Source organism: Mangrovitalea sediminis, assembly GCF_002514725.1.
Lineage (GTDB): Bacteria > Pseudomonadota > Gammaproteobacteria > Pseudomonadales > Oleiphilaceae > Mangrovitalea > Mangrovitalea sediminis.
Map to the genome: position 1 here is coordinate 93673 of NZ_NTLB01000008.1, position 20099 is coordinate 113771.

A 20099-nucleotide genomic window follows, 5' to 3' on the forward strand; every position below is an offset into this window, starting at 1 on the left:
TTCTTCCAGAAATTGCCAGACACGGCAAACGACGCAGCGGCAATGCATCATGCTAAAATGGCGGCCGTTACGGACAAAGAACACTTCCGGTCATCCTCGACTAACTCCAAGCTTAGTCAAGATTACCGGATCGCGGCGAATCAATCCTCGCCATCCAGGGCATCCGGCCTCGCTTTGACGGCCCAGCCCCGACCTCAACAGCGAACGAACGACAAAGGTAAGCCCTTGAGCAGCAACAACAGCGCCCTCGAAAAATCCGGACTGGCCATTTTCGACCTCGACCACACCCTCATCACCGGCGACAGCGACTATGCCTGGGGCGAGTACCTGGTCGAGACCGGCATTGTAGACGCCGAGACATACCGCAAGGCCAACGACCAGTTCTACCACGACTACCTGGACGGTACACTCGACATCCATCGTTATCTGGAATTCGCCTTGCAGCCGCTGACCCAGCACCCGCTGGAACAGTTGCATCAGTGGCGGGAGGATTTCGTCGAACGCAAAATTCTGCCGCTGATTACCGCAAAATCACTGGAACTGCTCTCCGCACATCGCGAACAGGGCCATTATCTGCTGATTATCACCGCCACCAATCGCTTCGTCACCGAGCCGATTGCCCGACACCTGGGGGTGGACGACCTGATCGCGACAGATCCGGAGCAGCTGGAGGGACGCTACACCGGCAAGGTCGCCGGCATTCCGAGCTTCCAGGACGGCAAGGTGGCGCGACTGGAGCAATGGCTGGCCGACCATCACCAGACTTACTCGGAGAGCTGGTTCTACAGCGACTCCCACAACGACATCCCGTTGCTCGAACGCGTCGAGCATCCCTATGCCGTCAACCCGGACCCTACACTGGAAAAAGTGGCAGCGGCGCGAGGCTGGCCCGTTATCAGCCTGCACGACTGACACCTGACGTCGCGGAACCGCCTCAATGTCTCAGCGCCTCCAAAGACTGCCGTCAGCACTAGCGGCCATCATCCTGGCGCTGGGCCTGACTGCCTGCAATCGACCGTCCTCCGATGCACACAAAAAGTCCATAGCCCCGCCATCGGCCAGCCAGAGCACAACAACGGCCCCGGTACCGGAGGCGGCAGCGGTGTCGGCGGTTGCCAACCATAGCTGCGATGCCGCCAAGTCATTACAGGCCCGCGTGGATTCGTTTGCAGGGCAGCCAGATGCCGCATCGCTCCAATCTGCGCAGACCGCCTGGAAAATCGCGCACCTGGCCTATCGGGAATACCAGCAAATGCGGGCACTGGCAGGCTTACCGAAGGACAAGGGAAGCGCCGACACTGTCGACGCCACGCCGATGCTACCCGGCTATCTGGACAGCGTGCCCGGTTATCCTGCAAGCGGCCTCGTGCATGCGGGAACGCCACTGACACCAGCCTACCTACGCCAGGAACACCGCTCAACCGATCCCTACTTCCTGACCCTCGGCTTTCATCCGCTGGCCTTTATGTTGTTCGGGACACCTCAGGAAAAAGGGGGTGCACGCAAGGCGTCGGACTTCGTCAGCCCAAAACCATTGCCCGCAGATCATATCGATAACGCTGCGCGGCGACGCCAACTGGTTCGGATCATGGCCGCAGAGCTAACCCCTGAGGTGCAATCATTGTGCGGCAATGCGCCACTACAAAAGGTCACGGCGGCCATGCAGAAGACGCTCAGAGACCCGGCCCTGTTCCGCCAGCATCTTGCCGCCTGGCTCAACACCGAGATCGTCTTCCCTCTGAACGCCTGGAAAACGAATCCCGGAGGCGAGGACAATAACGGCGTACCGGTCAGTCATACCGCACTTCCGGGCATCGACTTCGAGGAGTGGCAAGCCATGCTGGAAAGCGTCTCATCAACATGGGTACCGCTAACCAGGCCCGACGCCCGTCTGACGCTGCAGGCTGACATCAAACAATTGGAAGATGCCATCAAACCCTTGACCCGGCCGCCATATCCTCCCGCCCCGGCAGCCGTCGCTACCGCCCTGGATCAGGTGAGCCAAGTGATCCGCCAGTGGGTGTCGCCAACAACCCCCTGAGCCTCAATCACCCGGCATCAAGGAGCGCACAAAGAAAGCCTTCAGGTAGTCGGTCTCGGCAATGGAAGGCACAATCGGGTGATCCGGTCCCTGATGCCCCTGCTCCAGCACCTGAAGGAAGCGGTCGACCTTGCGGCCACTGGCCCGAATAATATCCAGCAATTGATCCCGCCCCAGATGCATGGAACAGGACGCCGACGCCAGCACACCACCAGGGCTTAGCAGACGTAATGCCCATTGATTGAGACGGGCGTAGGCCTGTTCACCTTCCTTCTGATCCCTGCGACGGGGAATCAGCGCCGGCGGGTCGAGGATAATCACGTCAAAGCGCTCGCGCTCGTCGCAAAGCGTCTTCAGTACCTGGAAGGCATCCCCCTGCAACGTATCGACATTGGAGAACCCATTCAGCGCCGCATTGCGCCCAACCCACTCCAGCGCCTGGGCCGAAGCATCCACGCAAGTGACGCTGGCCGCCCCCGCCGCCGCCATCTGCACCCCCCAGCCGCCGACATAACTGAAGACATCGAGAACCCGGGCCCCACGTACGTATTGCTGCAAACGCGCACGGTTGAGCCGGTGATCGTAGAACCAGCCGGTTTTCTGCCCCTCCAGCGGCGCCTCGAAACGCACACCGTTTTCTTCCACCGCCAGCACGTCGACGGAATCACCCACAGTTTCGAGGCCTAGCGGCAACCCTTCCGCCTGCCGCATCTTGCTGTCATTCTTGAATACGATGGCCCGCGGATGCAGCAGCCGGGTCAGCGCCCGGGTAATCGATGTTTTCAACAACTCCATGCCCGCAATCGCCACTTGCACCACGCAGACATCGTCATAACGGTCGACAACCAATCCCGGCAAACCGTCGCTATCGCCGAAGGCCAGCCGGTAGAAGGGGCGTGAAAATACCTGTTCCCGCGCGGCAAGTGCCCTGGCAAGACGCTGTTCAAGGAGCTGGGGCGTCATGGACTGGCCCGGATCGCGACTGATCACGCGACCGCAGATCAAGGGATGAGGATTAACGAAAACAGTCCCCAGCGCTTTTCCATTTGAGGCTGCGATAATCGCCTGTTCCCCAGGCTCGAACGTTTTCAGTGCGCTGCGGCCAATATCCACCTCATTGCTATATACCCAGAGATGGCCGGCCCGCAGTCGACGCTCCGCCCCTTTTCGAAGAAAAACCGTTTTCAATTGCTTCACCCTTGCAGTCAGGCCATGCGGCGAGGCGGCGATTATACCGGAATTGGCACCCCAGGCCCCAGTACGGATGCGGTAGCAAACTGTAACGGGCAAGGGCAGAATGAAGGATTACACTATGAGTCGAATGTCATTTTTTGATGGGGATGGACGCTACCGATGTCGCGTGAACTTACTGAAGAGCAGATTCAGCATATCCTTCAGGGAATCCGCCTGCCGCCGCAGCCGCAGATTCTGGTCGACCTGCAGATGGAGCAGGCGATGCCGGATCCCGATATCGCGCAGATCGCCGCCCTGATCCGCCAGGACGTCTCGCTCTCCGGCATGATCCTGAAATTCGTCAACTCGCCGTTTTTCGGCCTGGGCAACAAAATCAGCTCCATCGAACAGGCTGTGTCCCTGCTGGGCGCAGACACCGTCATCAACATCATCAACGGCCTGTCGATCAAGGGCGAGATGACAGACGACGCGATCCAGGAAATGACCCGATTCTGGGACACCACTACCGATATCGCCATGGTGTCCGCCACGTTAGCCAAGCACATCGGCGCGAAGAATCCGGATGAAGCCTATGCCATCGGCCTATTCCACAATGTCGGCATTCCCCTGATGATGGCGCGCTTCCCCAACTACAACCTCATCATGCAGGAAGCCTACGCCAACCCGGAACCGCGCATCATCGACGTCGAAAACCGCGAACTGAACACCAACCACGCCGTGGTTGGCTACTATGCGGCGAAATCCTGGAACCTGCCCCGCCACATCTGCGAAGTCATCGCCGAACATCACAACGCCGAGCAGGTCTTTGCACAGAAAGACGGCAAGAACCAGGAGAAGAAGACGCTGCTGGCCATCCTGAAGATCGCCGAGCATATCTGCGGCAACTACCGTATTCTGGGGCAGCAGGATAAGGATCTGGAATGGGAGGAGAATGGCCAGGATATCCTTGAATATACTGGCCTGACGACCTATGACATCGACGAGATGTCAGAAAACTTCCGGGACATGGGCATCTCGGTGTACTGCAACTACCGCTGACGCACAGTCATGCGGCCCGCGGCGGAGTCAGTCTTCCTCCGCCTCGACCACGCCGCGATAGGCCTCTGCATCCAGCAACGTATCAAGCTCGGAAGGGTCGCTCAGCCGAACGCGAAACATCCAGCCGTCCCCGTACGGATCTTCGTTGACGCGCTCAGGATCGTCCTCGAGGTCCTCGTTCACCGCGACGACCTCTCCCGTTACCGGACTGAAAACATCGGAGGCGGACTTCACAGACTCCACCACACCCGCTTCCTCACCACCCCGCACCTGACCGCCCACCTCGGGCAATTCCACGAAAACCACATCACCCAGCGACTCCTGAGCAAAATGTGTAATACCGACAGTGCCAACGCCGTCCTCATCCAGACGGATCCATTGGTGTGTGGCAATGTACTTCAACTCCTGCGGAATCTGGCTCACGGGCCTTCTCCTGACGCTTTGTCATCAAAGGGGACGAATGGGACTCAATGGGGGCGAAGTCTACTCATTTTCGCAGGAGATTTCAGCATACGGCAGCCCCTTCAACGGCGCCGGACACCCAGAAAATTGAGCGCGGCAGGCAAGGTCGACACAAAATTATCGAACGCATGGCTACCGCCAGGCTGAATCCATTGCGGGCTACCCTGGAATCGTGACACCGCCTCACGGTAATTCAATGTCTCGTCGCCGGTCTGCAGCAGGACGAATACCTGCTCAGGCCGTTCCAGCGGCCCCACTTCCAAGGCTTCCAGCGTATCCATATGGGACATTTCCAACACATACCGCTCGCCGGTGTAGGGGTTCTCCTGCGGCCCCAGATAATCGCGGAGTAGACGATAGGGATAGACGGCCGGATTGATCAGCACTGCCGGCAACGCGTAACGCTGCGCCGCCCAGGTCGCGTAATACCCCCCCAGAGAGCTGCCCATCAGCACCACGCGCCGCCCCTTCCCCGATGCGATCAAACCATCGATACGGGCGGCGGCTTTCACCGGCGAAAAAGGCAGCTCCGGCACCAGTAACTCACAGCCATAGTCGTCCGCGATCAGGTGCTCGGCCAACAACCGGGCCTTGTGAGATCCCGGAGAGCTATTGAAGCCATGCAGATAAACGAGAAGAGGGGGCAACATGCCGGACAGAGAATCAATAGCCACGGCTGTCGTAGTCGACATCGAACTCAATATGGTCAGCACGAACGACACCCGACTCTATCCGGCCGTCAGCATACAAATCGAGCCATCGGTATCCTGGGGAAAGCCGGTCGACGCTGAATTCCGAAGACCCTGGCTCGAACTGGACACAGGTTGAAGGTGTCGCCATCAGCCGAACGCCCACGCGGGTCAGATCGAGTTCCTGATGGATATGCCCCCAGATCACGCCTTTCACCTGGGCATAACGATCAATGACATCGAAGAACTCGTCACCATTGCTCAGGCCGATCGGTGCCATCCAACGACAGTCGATATCCACAGGATGATGATGAAAGGCGATCAGGGCATGTTTATCGGGGTACTCGGCAAGAGCCGATTCGAGCCAGTGCAACTCCCTGGCGTCCAGGCGGCCAAACACTTTGCCAGGGACTGAGGAGTCGAGAAAGATCAATTGCCAATGGTCGCTAAGCATACGACGTTGCGCCGCCTGGGTACCGGCAATCACACTCTGCATCGCGTGACGATCGTCATGATTCCCTGCAAACCAGAACACCGGGCAGGCGAAGGTCGCCATCTTCTCTTCGAAGCAGCGATAGGCCTCGATCGATCCATCCTGTGCAATATCGCCCGTAGCCAGCACCACGTCGGGACGAGGGTGATGATGTTTCACCAACTCAAGTACGGCATCCAGGCTGTCACGGGTATTCATACCCAACAGCGTGCCGCTCGGTTCCTTGCACAAATGTGGATCAGTGATCTGAACCAATTGCAGGACAGGGGCAGATCGCGCCATGGCCCAGCGTCGTCTCCAAGTCGACCAAATTCCAGCAAAGTGACCGGTACAGCTAAACCTGTTGCGCCAGTATTGTTATGTAATGCGCGCAATTAAACCCCGGTCGATTGCCAACAGCATAGCGTGGAAATGAAGGTTTTTCCGGAATTGCAGTCACATTTCCTGAGAGGTCGAGGAAAGATACGCCAAATCAACGCTCAGGCCAGGCCACCGCCTGATCCGCGATATGACCAAAGCGCAGGCAGTAGCTTAACCAATCAGCCAGAAAGGCGTTGATCTGAACCTTTTCATCGGGATGGTGCATAAAGCGGTTGGGGTAGTCGTGCACGGCTTCGATACGCCGATAACGATAGCAGCTGATGACCTCCGCCACGCGCGCATCGTGGTAAACCCGCACCGTCATGCGAGGATTATTCAGCCAGCGCCCGGCGTTGTGCACCTGCTCCAGATAGTAGGTGTCCGTGTAGCGTTCCCTTTGCAGACGTTCGATGCTGACGCGACCAAGATAGGCACTACCATTATGCAGCGCGAACTGAGCGGCCTCAGAATCCTCCGCCAGCCCCCACAACTGCTGCAAACGCGCATAGTTTCCCTCGCACAGCGCCCCCAGGCGCCTGAGGTCAGGAATATACTGCCGGCTCACCGAAGACTCCCCAGCCAACGTTCGTCAATACGACGACGGTTGAGCGCCAGCCACTGCAACGAAATAATCGCCGCGGCGTTATCGATGCGCCCGTCATACACCATCGCCAGCGCACCCTCGAACGGCATCACATGGACGCGGATATCCTCATGCTCATCGGCCAGACCATGCAGCCCTCCCGCCTCTTCAGACGAGACACAGCCGCAGAAAAGCGTGGTCTGTTCAGTACATCCGCCCGGCGATCCCAGGTAATTGCAGATGTGTTCCAGGCCAAGAAAATGCAGATTGGCCTCTTCAACACCTTCCCGGCGAGCAACCTGCTCCGGCGTTTCACCCGGCTCGTTCATGCCCGCCACCAGCTCCATCAGCCAGGGTGTGCGATCACGCCCCAGCGCGCCCGGTCGAAATTGTTCCAGCAGGACCACCTCGCCACGACGGGGATCGTATGGCAACACGCAGGTAGCATCGCCGCGCAGAAAAAGCTCACGGTCGAAGGCCGGTGTCCAGCCGCCCTCAAAGCGCCGATGTCGCAAGGTGACCTTCTCCATGGCGAAGAAGCCCTGGTACAAAGGCTGACGGTCGAGAATTTCGACATCGCCCGTGCCGAAAACAAAGGGACTGTTTTGTTCTTCCGACATGACTAACTCGCTTCGCGACAGCATCTGCGTCGCGTTCAAACCAAGCCAACTCCGCACTTTACTGGCAAGCAGGAGGGCGATCCAAGGAGGATTTTTGCCGACAGGTGCGGCGCTGCCCGGGTACAGACGACACCAGACCTATCGGTACCAGTGTCACCCTGAACTGTTGCGGAGGGATGATACCGCCGCCGGTCATCCGGCACCAAGGTACCGGATGACCAACGACCGTTATCGATCACTATACCTTATGGTACAGCTCACTGCCTTGTGCACGAAACTCGCTCGACTTCTCTTCCATCCCGGACTCGACGGCTTTCTTCTCGTCCAACCCATGATCCCTCGCGTATTCGCGAACCTCCTGGGTGATTTTCATGGAGCAGAATTTCGGACCGCACATCGAGCAGAAATGCGCCACCTTGGCCGAGTCCTTTGGCAGCGTTTCGTCGTGATAACTACGCGCCGTGTCGGGATCCAGGCCCAGATTGAACTGGTCCTCCCAGCGGAATTCAAAGCGCGCTTTGGACAGGGCGTTGTCACGAATCTGCGCACCCGGATGCCCCTTTGCCAAGTCCGCTGCGTGTGCCGCGATCTTGTAGGTGATGATGCCGGTCTTGACGTCATCCTTGTTGGGCAGCCCAAGGTGCTCCTTGGGCGTCACGTAACAGAGCATGGCACAACCAAACCAACCGATCATGGCGGCGCCGATGCCCGAGGTGATGTGATCGTAACCCGGAGCGATGTCGGTCACCAGCGGCCCAAGCGTATAGAACGGCGCTTCATCGCACTCGCGCAACTGCTTGTCCATATTCTCTTTGACCAGGTGCATGGGCACATGGCCGGGACCTTCGATCATGACCTGCACATCGTGCTTCCAGGCGATCTTGGTCAATTCGCCAAGGGTTTCGAGCTCACCGAACTGGGCCTCGTCGTTGGCATCGGCCACCGAGCCCGGACGCAAACCGTCACCGAGGCTGAAGGACACGTCGTAGGCCTTCATGATTTCGCAGATTTCCTCAAAATGGGTGTAGAGGAAACTCTCCTTGTGGTGGGCCAGGCACCACTTGGCCATGATAGAGCCACCGCGAGAGACGATACCGGTGACGCGCTTGGCAGTCAGCGGCACGTAGCGCAGCAGGACGCCAGCATGAATGGTGAAGTAATCGACCCCCTGCTCCGCCTGCTCGATCAGCGTATCGCGGAAGATTTCCCAGGTCAGGTCCTCTGCCACGCCACCGACTTTCTCCAGCGCCTGATAAATCGGCACCGTACCGATGGGGACCGGCGAGTTGCGCACAATCCACTCACGGGTTTCGTGAATGTTCTTGCCGGTGGACAGGTCCATCACCGTATCGGCACCCCAGCGAATACCCCAGACCAGCTTGGAGACTTCGTCTTCGATGGAGGAGGTGACGGCGGAGTTACCGATGTTGCCGTTGATCTTCACCAGGAAGTTACGGCCGATAATCATCGGCTCGATTTCCGGGTGATTGATATTTGCAGGAATAATTGCCCGCCCCCGTGCCACCTCATCACGCACGAATTCCGCCGTAATTTCGGCGGGAATGCTGGCGCCGAAGGATTGGCCGGGATGCTGGTTGCGCAGTAAGCCCTTCTCCCTCGCTTCCTGCAATTTCAGGTTTTCGCGGATGGCGATGTACTCCATCTCCGGCGTGATAATGCCCTGCCGCGCATAGTGCATCTGGGTAACATTGCGACCGGCCTTGGCACGCCGCGGCTTGCGGAAATGACCGAAACGCATGGGATCAAGCATGGGATCACGCAAACGGCGGCGCGCAAATTCGGAGGAAAAGTCCGGCAAGACCTCGGTATCGCCACGCTCCTCGATCCAGGCCTGACGCAACGGCGCCAAGCCTTCGCGCAGATCGATACGAACATTGGGATCCGAATAGGGACCCGAGGTGTCATACACCAGCACAGGGTCGTTTACCTCACCACCAAAATCGGTCGGGGTATCGGACAGGCTGATCTCACGCATCGGAACTTTCAGGTCCTCTCGCGACCCCTGCACATAGATTTTGCGTGAATTGGGTAATGGCTTAATGGATGCGTCATCGACGCGAGCGGATTCGCTGAGAAAATCTCCAGGGCGAGCACTCATATGAAGGGACCCCCGTTTACGGTCACAGAAAAATGGACGTGGGGACACTCTGCACACCCGAGCCTGTTAGACGCGGACGGGGAGCCCAGAGAATCCTCGGACACCGTAACGCATGACGGGGCAATGATAAAAGCCGCGACGCAAGCTGCGCCCTGAAGCTTTACAGGAAAACACGGCCTGCCGGTCTCGAATCCCTACGCCGGTATTAACCGGATCAGGTTCTCGGGTTCTGGAAAGCGGCGAAAACGCCCTCTTCAACAATCTCAGCCGACGACCGAAAGTCGCCAGCACCCCGTCAAGACGCTATTGGTTGAGATGCTCAAGTGTAGAGATTCGCTGTTTTTTTGTCCATAATGAGCGCTCGATCACTTTCTCGCACAGGCAGGTCCATTCAAACGCCACCAAAGCCTTCATTCTGGCGGCTGTTTCGTCCGGACACCTGGCTCTGAAGTCTTCCCCATGAGTCCGGACCCGGATCCAACCAACCTGCAATGCGCATGACCCGGAATTTACAGAACCCTCCCCAATGATCGACGGGTGGAGACTAAAAGGTTTATTTCACTAGACATTAACCAGGGGTTTGCATGAAGAAGCATGTTCTCTCGGGCCTGATCGCCTTGATGGCGAGCCAGCCTGCGCTGGCAGTGGACCTGGTCCAGGTATATGAAAAAGCGCTGTCCTACGACTCCACACTGGCCGCCTCGAAGTATGCCTTCGACGCGACCCAGGCCGCCATCAACCAGTCGCGGGCAGGATTACTTCCCCAGCTGAGTGCCGTAGGATCCGTCGGCCATACCGATGAGAACCTGGCAAACGGTTATCACGACTCCTGGAAGACCGCCAGCTACGGTCTGCAGCTCACACAACCCCTGTTTCAGGCAAGCACCTGGTTCGGCTACCAGGAGAGCAAGTTTGCCAGCAAAAGCGCTGAAGCCGATTACAACTATGCCCAGCAGCAACTGATGCTGGACGTTTCCACGGCCTACTTCAACGTGCTGCGCGCCCGGGACAACCTGACCACCGCCAAGGCCTCCGAAGCCGCCATCAAGCGACAGTGGGAACAGGCGAAAGAACAGTACGATGTCGGCCTGATCGCCATCACCGGTGTCCAGGAAGCTCGCGCCAGTTATGACGCCAGCATTTCCCAGCGCATTTCCGCCGAGAACAACCTGGACATTGCCAAGGAAAAGCTGGCTCGCCTCACCGGTGAAGCGGAAGACAACCTGGACAACCTGGAGCAGGACTTCCCCGTCGGAGCGCCCCAGCCCAACAATCCGAAGGCTTGGGAAAAACAGTCACTGGCGCAAAACTGGTCCGTCAAGTCAGCCGAATACAAGCTGCAGGCTTCCGGCCAGAACCTGAAGGTCCAGAAATCAGGTTACTACCCGACCGTGAGCCTGACGGCGGATTACACCAAGAACGACCTCAACGGCAGCTCAATCACCCAGACGGGTAACGGCTGGAGCCGCGACGCGACCATCGGCCTGCAGCTTAAAATGCCTCTGTATGAAGGCGGCGGCACCCAGGCCAGCGTTCGCCGGGCACGTGCGACCTACAACCTGACCGATGAGCAGCTGAGCACCGCAAGACGCAATGTCAGCCTGAGCGCACGGACCATTTTCCGCACGATCAACAGCGACATCGAAACCGTCGCCGCCCAACGCCAGACCATCGTCTCCAGCCGCAGTGCATTGGAAGCGACCCGCGCCGGCTACACGGTGGGAACCCGCAACATCGTGGAAGTGCTCAACGCAGAGCAGGCTTACTATGTGGCCCTGAAGAATTACGCCAATGCCCGCTACGACTACGTGATCAACACGTTAACGCTGAAGCAGGTCGCCGGAACCCTGAGCCCACAGGACCTGATTGACCTGAACCATTGGCTCAGCGCTGGCGCCCCCGGCATAGAAGCCCTGGCAAACGAGCCGACCGACAGCAGCAGCGACATCAATGCGGCCAAACCGCCTAAAGGCAGCACCAAGCCCAAGCGTTAATACCGGCCAGAAGGGCTGCCTTCCATGAGGATGGCAGCCCTTCGCTTAACCGGAATGACGGGATTCGACCCCTTCGAGCAATCGCTGCAAAGCTCCCCGATTTGACGCCACAAAGTCCAAGGCCTGCTGCCCGATGGCACGGCGATGCTCAGGGTCGTCGAAGAAATTCGTCAGACGCTGCGCCAGCACTTCGGCAGAGCCGGCAAAACACATGCCCTTCACCTCAACCAGCCGCTGACAGATATCCGCGAAGTTGAACACATGGGGGCCCATCAATGTCGGCAATCCCCAGGCCGCAGGCTCGAGCGGATTATGCCCTCCACTTTCAATGAGAGAGCCGCCGACAAAAGCCACGTCCGCCGCACCATACATCATCCGCAATTCACCCATGGTGTCGCCCAGCAATACCTGGCACCCCGCTGCAGGCGCGCCCTGGGAGCGGCGACTCAGCGTAAAGCCTGAGAGTTCGACCAAACGTGCGACATCGTTGAAACGTTCGGGATGCCTGGGCACAAGTATCAGGGCTGCATCGGGATAGCTCTTCAGTAAGCGACGGTGAGCATCCAGCAGAATCTCATCCTCGCCTTCGTGGGTGCTTGCGGCAATCCAGACAGGACGCGAGCCCCCCAACTGGCTCCGCAACTGCCGCGCCGCCTCGCGGAGATTATCCGACAGGCTGAAATCGAATTTGATGCTGCCACAGACGGACACATGATCCGGATGCGCACCCAGGGCCAGGAAACGCTCCGCATCGGCATCGGCCTGGGCGGCAATCCAATCCAGGCGCTGCAGCATCGGCCGGGACAGCCAGGCCACACGCCCGTACCCCCGCGCAGAGCGCTCCGACAGGCGGGCATTCGCCAACACCACCGGGATTCCCCGCTTGCTACAGGCGTGAATCAGATTGGGCCAGAGCTCCGTCTCCATGACGATCAGCTCCGCCGGCCGCACCCGGCGCAGAAAGCGGGCAACAGCATCCGGCAAATCGTAAGGCGCATAGACATGCAATACGCGGTCGCCAAACGATTTACGGACCTGATCGGATCCAGTCGGCGTCATGGTCGTGACCAACACCCGCTCCCCCGGATGACGAGCCAGCAGGGCCTCTACCAAGGGAACCGCTGCAATGGTTTCGCCTACGGAAACCGAGTGTACCCAAAAGCGCACCCCTTCTGGCACCGGGGTCACCCACCCGAAGCGCTCCCGCCAACGACGCCGATAGGCGGGGGCCCGCCGCCCCCGCTGCCACAAGCGCAACAGGACCAACGGGGAAAACAGATAAAGGAGCAGACAATACAACCAGCGCGCCATGGGAACCCGAATTCGACCGATCAAAGCGAGGCATTGTACACAACTGAGAGCACCACTGCCGCGCGCGCATCTACGCAACGACATCTGGTAGAATCGGCGCGGCTTTGAGAGGGAACCCCGTGAGTTCGACCAAACGCACACTCAGCTATCGACACTATTGGCATCCCCGCTGGTGGCCCACCTGGCTGACACTCGGCGCCATATGGCTTATTGCCCAACTCCCGTTACGTCTCCAGCAGGCCCTTGGGCGCCTGCTGGGAGGGCTGGCTTATCATCTCCTGAGTCGGCGGCGGCATATCGCCGAAACCAACATTCGCCTCTGCTTTCCCGAACTGAATGCGAAGCAACAGGCGGCGCTGGTCAAAGAGAGCTTTCGCTCCAACGGGATCGGACTCTTCGAATCAGCCACCGGCTGGTTTCGCAACCCGGAACGCCTGCGCCGTTACACCCGCGTCCATGGCCTCGAGCATATCGAAAAAGCGCTACAGCATGGCAAGGGCATCCTCCTGCTGGGAGGGCACTACAGTACGCTGGATCTCAGCGGCAGCCTGGTGACACTCTTCATCGAGGCGGACGTCACGCAGCGAGATCATGACAACCCCCTGTTCAATGCCGTCATGACCCGGTCCCGGGAAAGCCGGTACGGCACGGCCCTCGGACGAAAGGATCTACGAGGCCTGCTCCGGCGGCTCAAGGCGAACCGCATCGTCTGGTATGCACCAGATCAGGATTACGGCACGCGCAACAGTGTCTTCGCCCCGTTTTTCGGCGTTCCTGCCGCAACCATCACCACTACTGCCCGTATTGCCGGCAGCAGCGGCTGTAAAGTCGTCCCCTTCAGCCATTTCCGGCACGATGCCGGTATTGGTTACGACATCTATTTCCATCCCCCGCTGGAAGACTTCCCATCGGGCGACGACATCGCGGATGCGACAAGAGTCAACCAGGCCCTGGAATCGGAAATCCGCAAGCATCCGGCCCAGTACCTCTGGATGCACCGACGTTTTAAATCAAGACCCGACAAGAGCATGCCGGACCGCTATGTCAGGCCGCCCCAAAAAAAGGCATAAAAAGCTGTCGCCCGGCTCATACGCACCAAAAGCGGGCCTATTAACCTGAAAACCCCTGCGTCCGAAGCGCCGCGACCAACCCCACGGCACAAGAGATTCAAGGCCGCCCAAACAACGGCCCAAGGCCCACATATAGGACTAATCGCTAATACCTACGCTTCATCCGAATGAAATCAAGGCTTGCTTTTTCTCCCCAGACTCCGTGAAAATCAACCCTGGAGTTCTGCAGGCCTCCAAAGGCGATGGCCAAAAACCGTGTTTTTTATGCCTGCGGATCAAATAAGAAAATAAACGGCACAGTTGTTGCTATTCAGCATCGAGATACAGAAACAATTCACGATACTGATTCAAGTCACGACTGGCCCAGGACACAGACCATGCACGGCTCGATCCGGACAACGCTCCGTCAATCGCAAATCTCTGCCGTCGTTAGACGTCCCCTGCCTGCGGCACTGATCCGTCAGTCGCCCGTCGCCAAGCTTGTGCTCGCCAAAGTTCTCGACGAATAGCCACTGGCTTTCCCCAATTCAAGGATGACCCAACCGGCCACGATGTCGCATGATATTCGTGTACTGGTACTCGGCCGGATTACGGCTAATGTTTACTTGAACGAGCCAGTTGCAGACACCACTTAGTCAGGAGAACCCCATGGCCGAAACCGCGCCATTGATCGTTCGCGATATCCACAAAACCTTCGGCAAACTCGAAGTCCTGAAAGGGGTATCGCTCCAGGCACAGAAGGGCGACGTCATTTCGATGATTGGCTCGTCCGGTTCAGGAAAGAGTACTTTCCTTCGCTGCATCAACCTTCTTGAGACCCCGACTGCCGGCACCATCTGCCTTCATGGCGAGGAAATCGCCTTCGCACAGAAGCGTAACGGCGATCGTGTTCCCGCCGACCACAAGCAGGTCGAACGCGTACGGGCACGCCTGTCGATGGTGTTTCAAAGCTTCAATCTCTGGTCGCATATGACGGTCCTCGAAAACATCATCGAGGCCCCCATCCACGTGCTCGGCATTCCCAAAAAGGAAGCGATCGAACGCGCTGAGCGCTACCTGAACAAAGTCGGCATCTATGAGCGCAAGGACTACTACCCCGCGCAGATGTCCGGCGGTCAGCAGCAACGTGCAGCCATTGCGCGAGCCCTGGCCATGGAACCCGAAGTCATGCTTTTCGACGAACCAACCTCGGCGCTGGATCCCGAGTTGGTCGGCGAAGTCCTGCGCGTCATGCAGGGCCTGGCCGAAGAAGGCCGCACCATGATCGTCGTCACCCACGAGATGGGATTTGCCCGCGATGTATCCACCAAGGTGCTGTTCCTGCACCAGGGTTGCATCGAGGAACAAGGCCCGCCCACCGAGGTGTTCGACAATCCGAAGTCTGAGCGCATGAAGCAGTTTCTTGCGCCCAAATACTAAAAAAGAGCAGTCCCCCTGAACGGTTAATCCCCACGGAGAGAAACGATGAAAAAAATACTGATCGCTCTGAGCTGTGCGCTGGCAGTGCTGACCTCGGCGGTTCACGCCAAAGACTGGAAGACTGTCCGGATTGCGTATGACGTCCCCTACAAGCCTTTCGAATGGAAGGACCCCAACGGCCAGTTCACCGGCTTCGAGCCTGACCTGGCCCGTGCGGTCTGTAAGGAAATCCATGCCAAGTGCGAGTTCATCGTACAATCCTGGGATGGCATCATTCCTGGCCTGCTGGCACGCAAGTACGACGCCATCATGTCCTCCATGTCCATCACGCCTGAGCGTGCCAAGAAAGTCCTCTTCTCCAAGCCTTACTACAATACGCCTTCCGCTTGGTTCACTCGTGACGGCGTAAACATCAACCCGGCTGACAAGGCCGAGATGAAAGGCAAAATCGTCGGCGTACAGCGTGGTACCACTCAGGATACTTACGTAACGCAAAACCTGGCTGACGTTGTTCAAATCAAGCGTTATACCACCGCTGACGACCTGGTTCTCGACCTCCAGGGTCAACGTACCGACATCGTTCTCCTTGACTACCCTGTTGGTCAGCAGACCCTCCTGAAGAAGGGCGGTTTCCACGTTGTCGGTAAGCCAGTCAAGCTGGGCGAAGGCGTCGGTGTTGCCTTCCGTAAGCACGACAAGGACCTGGCTGAGAAATTCAACAAGGCCCTGGACAAGCTGAAGAACGATGGCACCTACGACAAGATCATGAAGAAGTATTTCGACTACAGCATCAAGATGTAAGCTGAGTTATTCGTAGCCATCCGGGTTGCCGTTTTGGCGGCAACCCGCCCTTCAGGTGGACATTATGCTAATCAACTTCAATGGCTACGGGCCATCCATCCTCAAGGGCGCCGTCCTGACGATTGAACTGGCGTTCCTATCCCTCTTGCTGTCGCTGGTTCTCGGCCTGCTCAGCGCTTCGGCCAAGTTATCCGGCCAGAGGGTCCTCAACGCTATTGCGACGGCCTACACCACGGTCATACGCGGTGTACCGGACCTGGTATTGATGATGCTCCTGTACTTCGGTGGCCAAGTACTGATGAATGACTTCGGCGACTTCCTGAGCGATCATTTCAATATTGATTTCTATGTGAATTTCGATGCCTTTACCGCCGGTGTGATTTCCATTGGTTTCATTTTCGGCGCTTATATGGCGGAGACTTTTCGCGGTGCTTTTCTGGCTGTGAACCGAGGGCAGATCGAGGCAGGCCTCGCCTATGGCATGAATCGGTGGCAAGTGTTCCATCGCGTGATGTTTCCGCAGATGCTGCGCCACGCCTTACCCGGCCTGGGCAACAATTGGCAGGTTCTGCTGAAGACCACCGCACTGGTGTCGATCATCGGGCTGGCCGACATGGTGAGGCTGGCTGACGTTGCCTCCAAGGCCGTCCACTCGCCCTTCAAGTTCTTTATCCCGGTCGCCTTTATCTATCTCGCGCTGACCGCTTTCTCCGAATTGTTCATCCGCTGGTTGAACCAAAAATACAGCGCTGGCGTGGTCAGGGAGTAATAGCATGTTCGACCAGATTTATACCCTACTCTCACATAACGACATTTTTACGCCGGAAACGCTGATCCACTATTGGCACGGCTTCGTCACCACCGTGCAGTTGGTCTTCCTCTGCCTGGCACTGGGACTGGCGTTCTCGATTCCGCTGGCGTTGATGCGCGCCTCCAGGAATATGTGGATCTCCGGCCCAATCTGGGTCTATACCTACGTGTTTCGGGGCACCCCCCTTCTGGTGCAGCTGTATATCATCTATTACGGATCGGCACAGATCCCCGGCATCCAGCACACCTTCCTGTGGGATTTTCTGCGATCGCCGTTCTATCCGGCCCTGATCGCATTTACCCTCAACACGGTCGCCTACCAGACAGAAATCATTCGAGGTGCCATCGTCGCCACGCCTCATGGCGAAATCGAAGCCGCCAGAGCCTATGGCATGTCCTGGGCCAAGTACACCTGGCGTATCGTCCTGCCGAGTGCCCTGCGGCGCGGCCTCCAGGCCTACAGCAATGAAGTGATCTTCATGCTGCATGCCAGTGCCATTGCCAGTGCAGTGACGATTATCGACCTGACCGGTGCAGCCTATGACATATACGCCAAATTCTATGCGCCGTTCGATGCGTTCCTGTTTGTAGCTGCCATCTACCTGATCGTCAGTTTCTCCATCATCTACGGCTTCAAGCGACTGGAGCGACGACTACTCGCCCATTTGCGCCCCGTAGGAAGCTGATCGATGGAGCAAACCAAGGAAAACCCGCGACACGCCCTGTTTGGCGATCACAGGGACTTCCTCGCCCACACGCTGGCCCATGCCGGCGAGAGCAGCGCGCACGCCGCAGCCCACCTGGAAAGCGGCGTGATCATAGAGCGGCTGGAAACCGGCATCCTGCTGATCCGGCCGCCTCTGCCATCGCAGCGACAGCTGATTATCTCTGCAGGCGTTCACGGTAACGAAACGGCCCCGATCGAAGTCTGCAACCTACTGCTCGGGGAAATCCTCGACGGAAACTGGGTGCCGGAGTCGGCGACACTGCTCATCTTCGGCAATCCGGTCGCCATGGTGCAGGGCGAACGCTTCGTGGATCACAACCTGAACCGTCTTTTTACGGGCGTCCACGAAAAGCCGCCCTATCGGGGCAGCCTCGAGGGGGAGCGCGCCCGACAGCTGGAATACTGGGTCGACCGCTTCGTCGAAGCCGGCACGCCCCTCTTTCACTATGACCTGCACACGGCGATCCGCCCCTCCAAGCGGGAAAAGTTCGCCGTCTATCCCTTCATTCCCGGCCGTCATGTGCCAGACCAGCAACTCGCATTCCTGGTCGCCAGCGATGTGAAAACGCTGCTTCTGCAGCACAAGACCGCCAGTACCTTCGCCTCACATAGCGCCATACGCTATGGGGCGGAAAGCTTTACCGTGGAATTAGGGAAAGTGCAGCCTTTCGGTCAGAATGACCTCGCTCGCTTTTCCGGTATCCGCAATAGCTTACGCCAACTGCTAGGCGGCGCGGAGATTGCGGTGACGGGGGATGTACGCGAACAGATTGACCTGTTCCAGGTGGTACATGAAATCATCAACACGGGAGAGGATTTCCATCTCCACGTGCCGGACGACGTTGCCAATTTCACGGAATACCCGAGTGGCGCCATCATCTGGCAGGATCGAAAGACGGATTACAAGGTAGGTCCGGAACCTGAGGCGATCGTGTTCCCCAACCGGAATGTGCCGATCGGGCAACGGGCAGGCTTGATGGTCAGGCGTTGTACCGCCTGACCCTTAGGCTCAACCCTTAGCGCTGGAACTCGTAGATACTGCCCAATCCGAGGATCCCGGTCAGCGCATCCAACGCCTCCCGACTCTCCCGCAACAGGCTGGGATCAGCCAGATCCTTCTGCGACAGGCGATCCCGGTAATAGCGCTCAACCCATTGCATCAGCTGTTCAAAGAGCGCATCCGTCATCATTACCCCCGGGTGCATCGCCTGTAGCTCTGATTCATTCAGGGCAACACGCAAACGCAGGCAGGCTGGCCCGCCCCCATTCTGCATGGACTGCTTGAGATCGAAAGTGCGCACCTCGGCAATAGGCCCGCCGTCCGCTACCAAGGCATCCAGATAAGCGGACACGTTGGGCGTATCGCGACACTCCTGCGGCACCACCAGCAACATACGGCCGTCCTGCCGGGTCAACAATTGGCTGTTGAACAGGTAGGACTTGACAGCATCCTGCAGGCCCACATCCGACGCAGCAACGCGTATCGGCACCAACTGTGCACCAGCCAGTTTGCCGCGAATATCCGTCAGTACCCACTCCTCATCGAGAAAGGCCCTCTCGTGATAGAAGAGGACATTGCCATTGCCAACCGCGATAACGTCATTGTGAAAAACGCCGGCATCGATCGCTTCGGGATTCTGTTGTGCGAGGACCTGGCAGCGCTCGGGCAAACCATGCAGGCGGGCAATGGCCTCACAGGCTTCCCGGGTTTGACGGGCCGGATAGCGGATTGGGCGGGGAGCTGATTCGTTGAAGGCCTCTCGACCGTAGACAAAGAGCTCCACGCCGGGCTCCCCATAAGCCGCACACAGGCGCGTGTGATTGGCAGCCCCTTCATCACCGAATTGGGAAACCGCCGGCAGGGCCGGATGATGGGCAAAATACTGCGGGTTGGCGAAAATCGTCTGCAACACCCGTCCCGTCGTTTCGTGTTCGATGGAACGATGGAACTTGGCGTTGAGATTGGCCGGCGTGAAATGCACACGGCCGTCGGCAGTGTCGGCGCTGGGCGATACCGTGGCAGCATTGGCCGTCCACATACAGGAGGCCGAACTGGCTGCAGACAGCAGGACCGGATCCGTTTTTTCCGCTTCAGCAAGCACCTCAGCGTCGCTACCACTGAACCCGATACGACGCAGCGTCGGCAGATGGGGGCGTTCGTGAGGCGGCAGAACGCCCTGCGTCAGCCCCAAATCCGCCAGCGCCTTCATCTTGAGCAACCCCTGACGGGCCGCTTCCCTGGGGTTGGAAACCGCATTGACGTTCGTCTGCGACGCGACATTACCCCAGGATAGGCCGGCATAGTTGTGGGTCGGTCCTACCAGTCCATCGAAATTCGCTTCAACCGCTTTCATGTTTTACCACTCCC

General features: G+C 58.3%; 20 protein-coding genes and 1 riboswitch. Of the genes, 11 read left to right on the forward strand and 9 right to left on the reverse strand.

Features of this window, described 5'->3' with window-relative positions; translation table 11 throughout:
- Positions 1–225 precede the first annotated feature (225 nt).
- The gene (locus CLR77_RS19170; RefSeq protein WP_227520007.1) at positions 226–912 is read left to right on the forward strand and encodes a histidinol-phosphatase; all 687 of its coding nucleotides are present in this window, start codon (positions 226–228) and stop codon (positions 910–912) included.
- 25 nt (positions 913–937) lie between these two features.
- On the forward strand, positions 938–2041 hold the full coding sequence (locus tag CLR77_RS19175) for an imelysin family protein (RefSeq protein WP_097462328.1): 1104 nt from the start codon (positions 938–940) through the stop codon (positions 2039–2041).
- A 3-nt stretch (positions 2042–2044) separates the two neighbouring features.
- Here CLR77_RS19175 and CLR77_RS19180 read toward each other — a convergent pair whose 3' ends face one another.
- Positions 2045–3238 (reverse strand): class I SAM-dependent rRNA methyltransferase, encoded by a 1194-nt coding sequence (locus CLR77_RS19180; protein ID WP_227520008.1) that lies wholly within the window; start codon positions 3236–3238, stop codon positions 2045–2047.
- Positions 3239–3394: 156 nt separating this feature from the next.
- Here CLR77_RS19180 and CLR77_RS19185 point away from each other — a divergent pair, with 156 nt between their 5' ends.
- A complete protein-coding gene (locus CLR77_RS19185) occupies positions 3395–4273 on the forward strand; it encodes an HDOD domain-containing protein (RefSeq protein WP_097462330.1) in 879 nt (292 codons plus the stop codon).
- A gap of 27 nt (positions 4274–4300) precedes the next feature.
- Here CLR77_RS19185 and gcvH read toward each other — a convergent pair whose 3' ends face one another.
- From gcvH to thiC, 6 genes are all read right to left on the reverse strand, one after another.
- Positions 4301–4696 (reverse strand): glycine cleavage system protein GcvH, encoded by a 396-nt coding sequence (gene gcvH, locus CLR77_RS19190; RefSeq protein WP_097462331.1) that lies wholly within the window; start codon positions 4694–4696, stop codon positions 4301–4303.
- A gap of 101 nt (positions 4697–4797) precedes the next feature.
- The gene (locus CLR77_RS19195) at positions 4798–5427 is read right to left on the reverse strand and encodes a YqiA/YcfP family alpha/beta fold hydrolase (protein ID WP_227520009.1); all 630 of its coding nucleotides are present in this window, start codon (positions 5425–5427) and stop codon (positions 4798–4800) included.
- On the reverse strand, positions 5399–6199 hold the full coding sequence (cpdA, locus tag CLR77_RS19200; protein WP_097462333.1) for a 3',5'-cyclic-AMP phosphodiesterase: 801 nt from the start codon (positions 6197–6199) through the stop codon (positions 5399–5401). The genes CLR77_RS19195 and cpdA overlap by 29 nt, the downstream gene beginning before the upstream one ends.
- A gap of 190 nt (positions 6200–6389) precedes the next feature.
- Positions 6390–6842: a DUF1249 domain-containing protein gene (locus CLR77_RS19205; protein WP_227520010.1), complete on the reverse strand. Its 453-nt coding sequence runs from the start codon at positions 6840–6842 to the stop codon at positions 6390–6392.
- Positions 6839–7480, reverse strand: coding sequence for an NUDIX domain-containing protein (locus tag CLR77_RS19210; RefSeq protein ID WP_097462334.1), 642 nt, complete (start codon positions 7478–7480; stop codon positions 6839–6841). The genes CLR77_RS19205 and CLR77_RS19210 overlap by 4 nt, the downstream gene beginning before the upstream one ends.
- 238 nt (positions 7481–7718) lie before the next feature.
- Complete coding sequence (gene thiC, locus CLR77_RS19215; protein WP_097462335.1) at positions 7719–9599, reverse strand: phosphomethylpyrimidine synthase ThiC; 1881 nt, start codon at positions 9597–9599, stop codon at positions 7719–7721.
- 173 nt (positions 9600–9772) lie between these two features.
- A riboswitch (TPP riboswitch) is annotated at positions 9773–9904 on the reverse strand.
- A gap of 279 nt (positions 9905–10183) precedes the next feature.
- On the opposite strand from thiC, the gene CLR77_RS19220 reads away from it, so the two are divergent.
- Positions 10184–11593, forward strand: a complete 1410-nt coding sequence (locus tag CLR77_RS19220; RefSeq protein ID WP_097462336.1) for a TolC family outer membrane protein — start codon at positions 10184–10186, stop codon at positions 11591–11593.
- 45 nt (positions 11594–11638) lie between these two features.
- Here CLR77_RS19220 and waaA read toward each other — a convergent pair whose 3' ends face one another.
- Complete coding sequence (gene waaA, locus CLR77_RS19225) at positions 11639–12904, reverse strand: lipid IV(A) 3-deoxy-D-manno-octulosonic acid transferase (RefSeq protein ID WP_097462337.1); 1266 nt, start codon at positions 12902–12904, stop codon at positions 11639–11641.
- A gap of 119 nt (positions 12905–13023) precedes the next feature.
- Between waaA and lpxL the strand changes: the two genes are divergently transcribed.
- The 7 genes from lpxL (at position 13024) to astE (ending at position 18731) form a co-directional block, all read left to right on the forward strand.
- Positions 13024–13974 (forward strand): LpxL/LpxP family Kdo(2)-lipid IV(A) lauroyl/palmitoleoyl acyltransferase, encoded by a 951-nt coding sequence (lpxL, locus tag CLR77_RS19230; RefSeq protein ID WP_097462338.1) that lies wholly within the window; start codon positions 13024–13026, stop codon positions 13972–13974.
- Between the two features lie 377 nt (positions 13975–14351).
- Positions 14352–14483, forward strand: a complete 132-nt coding sequence (locus CLR77_RS20480; RefSeq protein ID WP_264754708.1) for a hypothetical protein — start codon at positions 14352–14354, stop codon at positions 14481–14483.
- Positions 14484–14622: 139 nt separating this feature from the next.
- Complete coding sequence (locus CLR77_RS19235) at positions 14623–15393, forward strand: ABC transporter ATP-binding protein (protein WP_097462339.1); 771 nt, start codon at positions 14623–14625, stop codon at positions 15391–15393.
- 45 nt (positions 15394–15438) lie between these two features.
- Entirely contained in the window at positions 15439–16194 is a 756-nt protein-coding gene (locus tag CLR77_RS19240; RefSeq protein ID WP_097462340.1) for a transporter substrate-binding domain-containing protein, read from the forward strand.
- 64 nt (positions 16195–16258) lie between these two features.
- Entirely contained in the window at positions 16259–16963 is a 705-nt protein-coding gene (locus tag CLR77_RS19245; protein ID WP_097462341.1) for an ABC transporter permease, read from the forward strand.
- A gap of 4 nt (positions 16964–16967) precedes the next feature.
- Positions 16968–17690 (forward strand): ABC transporter permease, encoded by a 723-nt coding sequence (locus CLR77_RS19250; RefSeq protein ID WP_097462342.1) that lies wholly within the window; start codon positions 16968–16970, stop codon positions 17688–17690.
- A gap of 3 nt (positions 17691–17693) precedes the next feature.
- Positions 17694–18731 (forward strand): succinylglutamate desuccinylase, encoded by a 1038-nt coding sequence (gene astE, locus CLR77_RS19255; protein WP_097462343.1) that lies wholly within the window; start codon positions 17694–17696, stop codon positions 18729–18731.
- A 16-nt stretch (positions 18732–18747) separates the two neighbouring features.
- Here the strand turns inward: astE and astB are convergent, their stop codons facing one another.
- Positions 18748–20085: an N-succinylarginine dihydrolase gene (gene astB / locus CLR77_RS19260; protein ID WP_097462344.1), complete on the reverse strand. Its 1338-nt coding sequence runs from the start codon at positions 20083–20085 to the stop codon at positions 18748–18750.
- Positions 20086–20099 lie beyond the last annotated feature (14 nt).

What these genes read in the sequence shown, in the direction of transcription:
- CLR77_RS19175 (WP_097462328.1), top strand. Translation starts at nt 938, where the DNA reads ATGTCTCAGCGCCTCCAAAGACTGCCGTCAGCACTAGCGGCCATCATC.
- CLR77_RS19185 (WP_097462330.1), top strand. Translation starts at nt 3,395, where the DNA reads ATGTCGCGTGAACTTACTGAAGAGCAGATTCAGCATATCCTTCAGGGA.
- CLR77_RS19195 (WP_227520009.1), bottom strand. Translation starts at nt 5,427, where the DNA reads ATGTCGACTACGACAGCCGTGGCTATTGATTCTCTGTCCGGCATGTTG.
- cpdA (WP_097462333.1), bottom strand. Translation starts at nt 6,199, where the DNA reads ATGGCGCGATCTGCCCCTGTCCTGCAATTGGTTCAGATCACTGATCCA.
- CLR77_RS19210 (WP_097462334.1), bottom strand. Translation starts at nt 7,480, where the DNA reads ATGTCGGAAGAACAAAACAGTCCCTTTGTTTTCGGCACGGGCGATGTC.
- thiC (WP_097462335.1), bottom strand. Translation starts at nt 9,599, where the DNA reads ATGAGTGCTCGCCCTGGAGATTTTCTCAGCGAATCCGCTCGCGTCGAT.
- CLR77_RS19220 (WP_097462336.1), top strand. Translation starts at nt 10,184, where the DNA reads ATGAAGAAGCATGTTCTCTCGGGCCTGATCGCCTTGATGGCGAGCCAG.
- waaA (WP_097462337.1), bottom strand. Translation starts at nt 12,904, where the DNA reads ATGGCGCGCTGGTTGTATTGTCTGCTCCTTTATCTGTTTTCCCCGTTG.
- CLR77_RS20480 (WP_264754708.1), top strand. Translation starts at nt 14,352, where the DNA reads ATGCACGGCTCGATCCGGACAACGCTCCGTCAATCGCAAATCTCTGCC.
- CLR77_RS19235 (WP_097462339.1), top strand. Translation starts at nt 14,623, where the DNA reads ATGGCCGAAACCGCGCCATTGATCGTTCGCGATATCCACAAAACCTTC.
- CLR77_RS19240 (WP_097462340.1), top strand. Translation starts at nt 15,439, where the DNA reads ATGAAAAAAATACTGATCGCTCTGAGCTGTGCGCTGGCAGTGCTGACC.
- CLR77_RS19245 (WP_097462341.1), top strand. Translation starts at nt 16,259, where the DNA reads ATGCTAATCAACTTCAATGGCTACGGGCCATCCATCCTCAAGGGCGCC.
- CLR77_RS19250 (WP_097462342.1), top strand. Translation starts at nt 16,968, where the DNA reads ATGTTCGACCAGATTTATACCCTACTCTCACATAACGACATTTTTACG.
- astE (WP_097462343.1), top strand. Translation starts at nt 17,694, where the DNA reads ATGGAGCAAACCAAGGAAAACCCGCGACACGCCCTGTTTGGCGATCAC.
- astB (WP_097462344.1), bottom strand. Translation starts at nt 20,085, where the DNA reads ATGAAAGCGGTTGAAGCGAATTTCGATGGACTGGTAGGACCGACCCAC.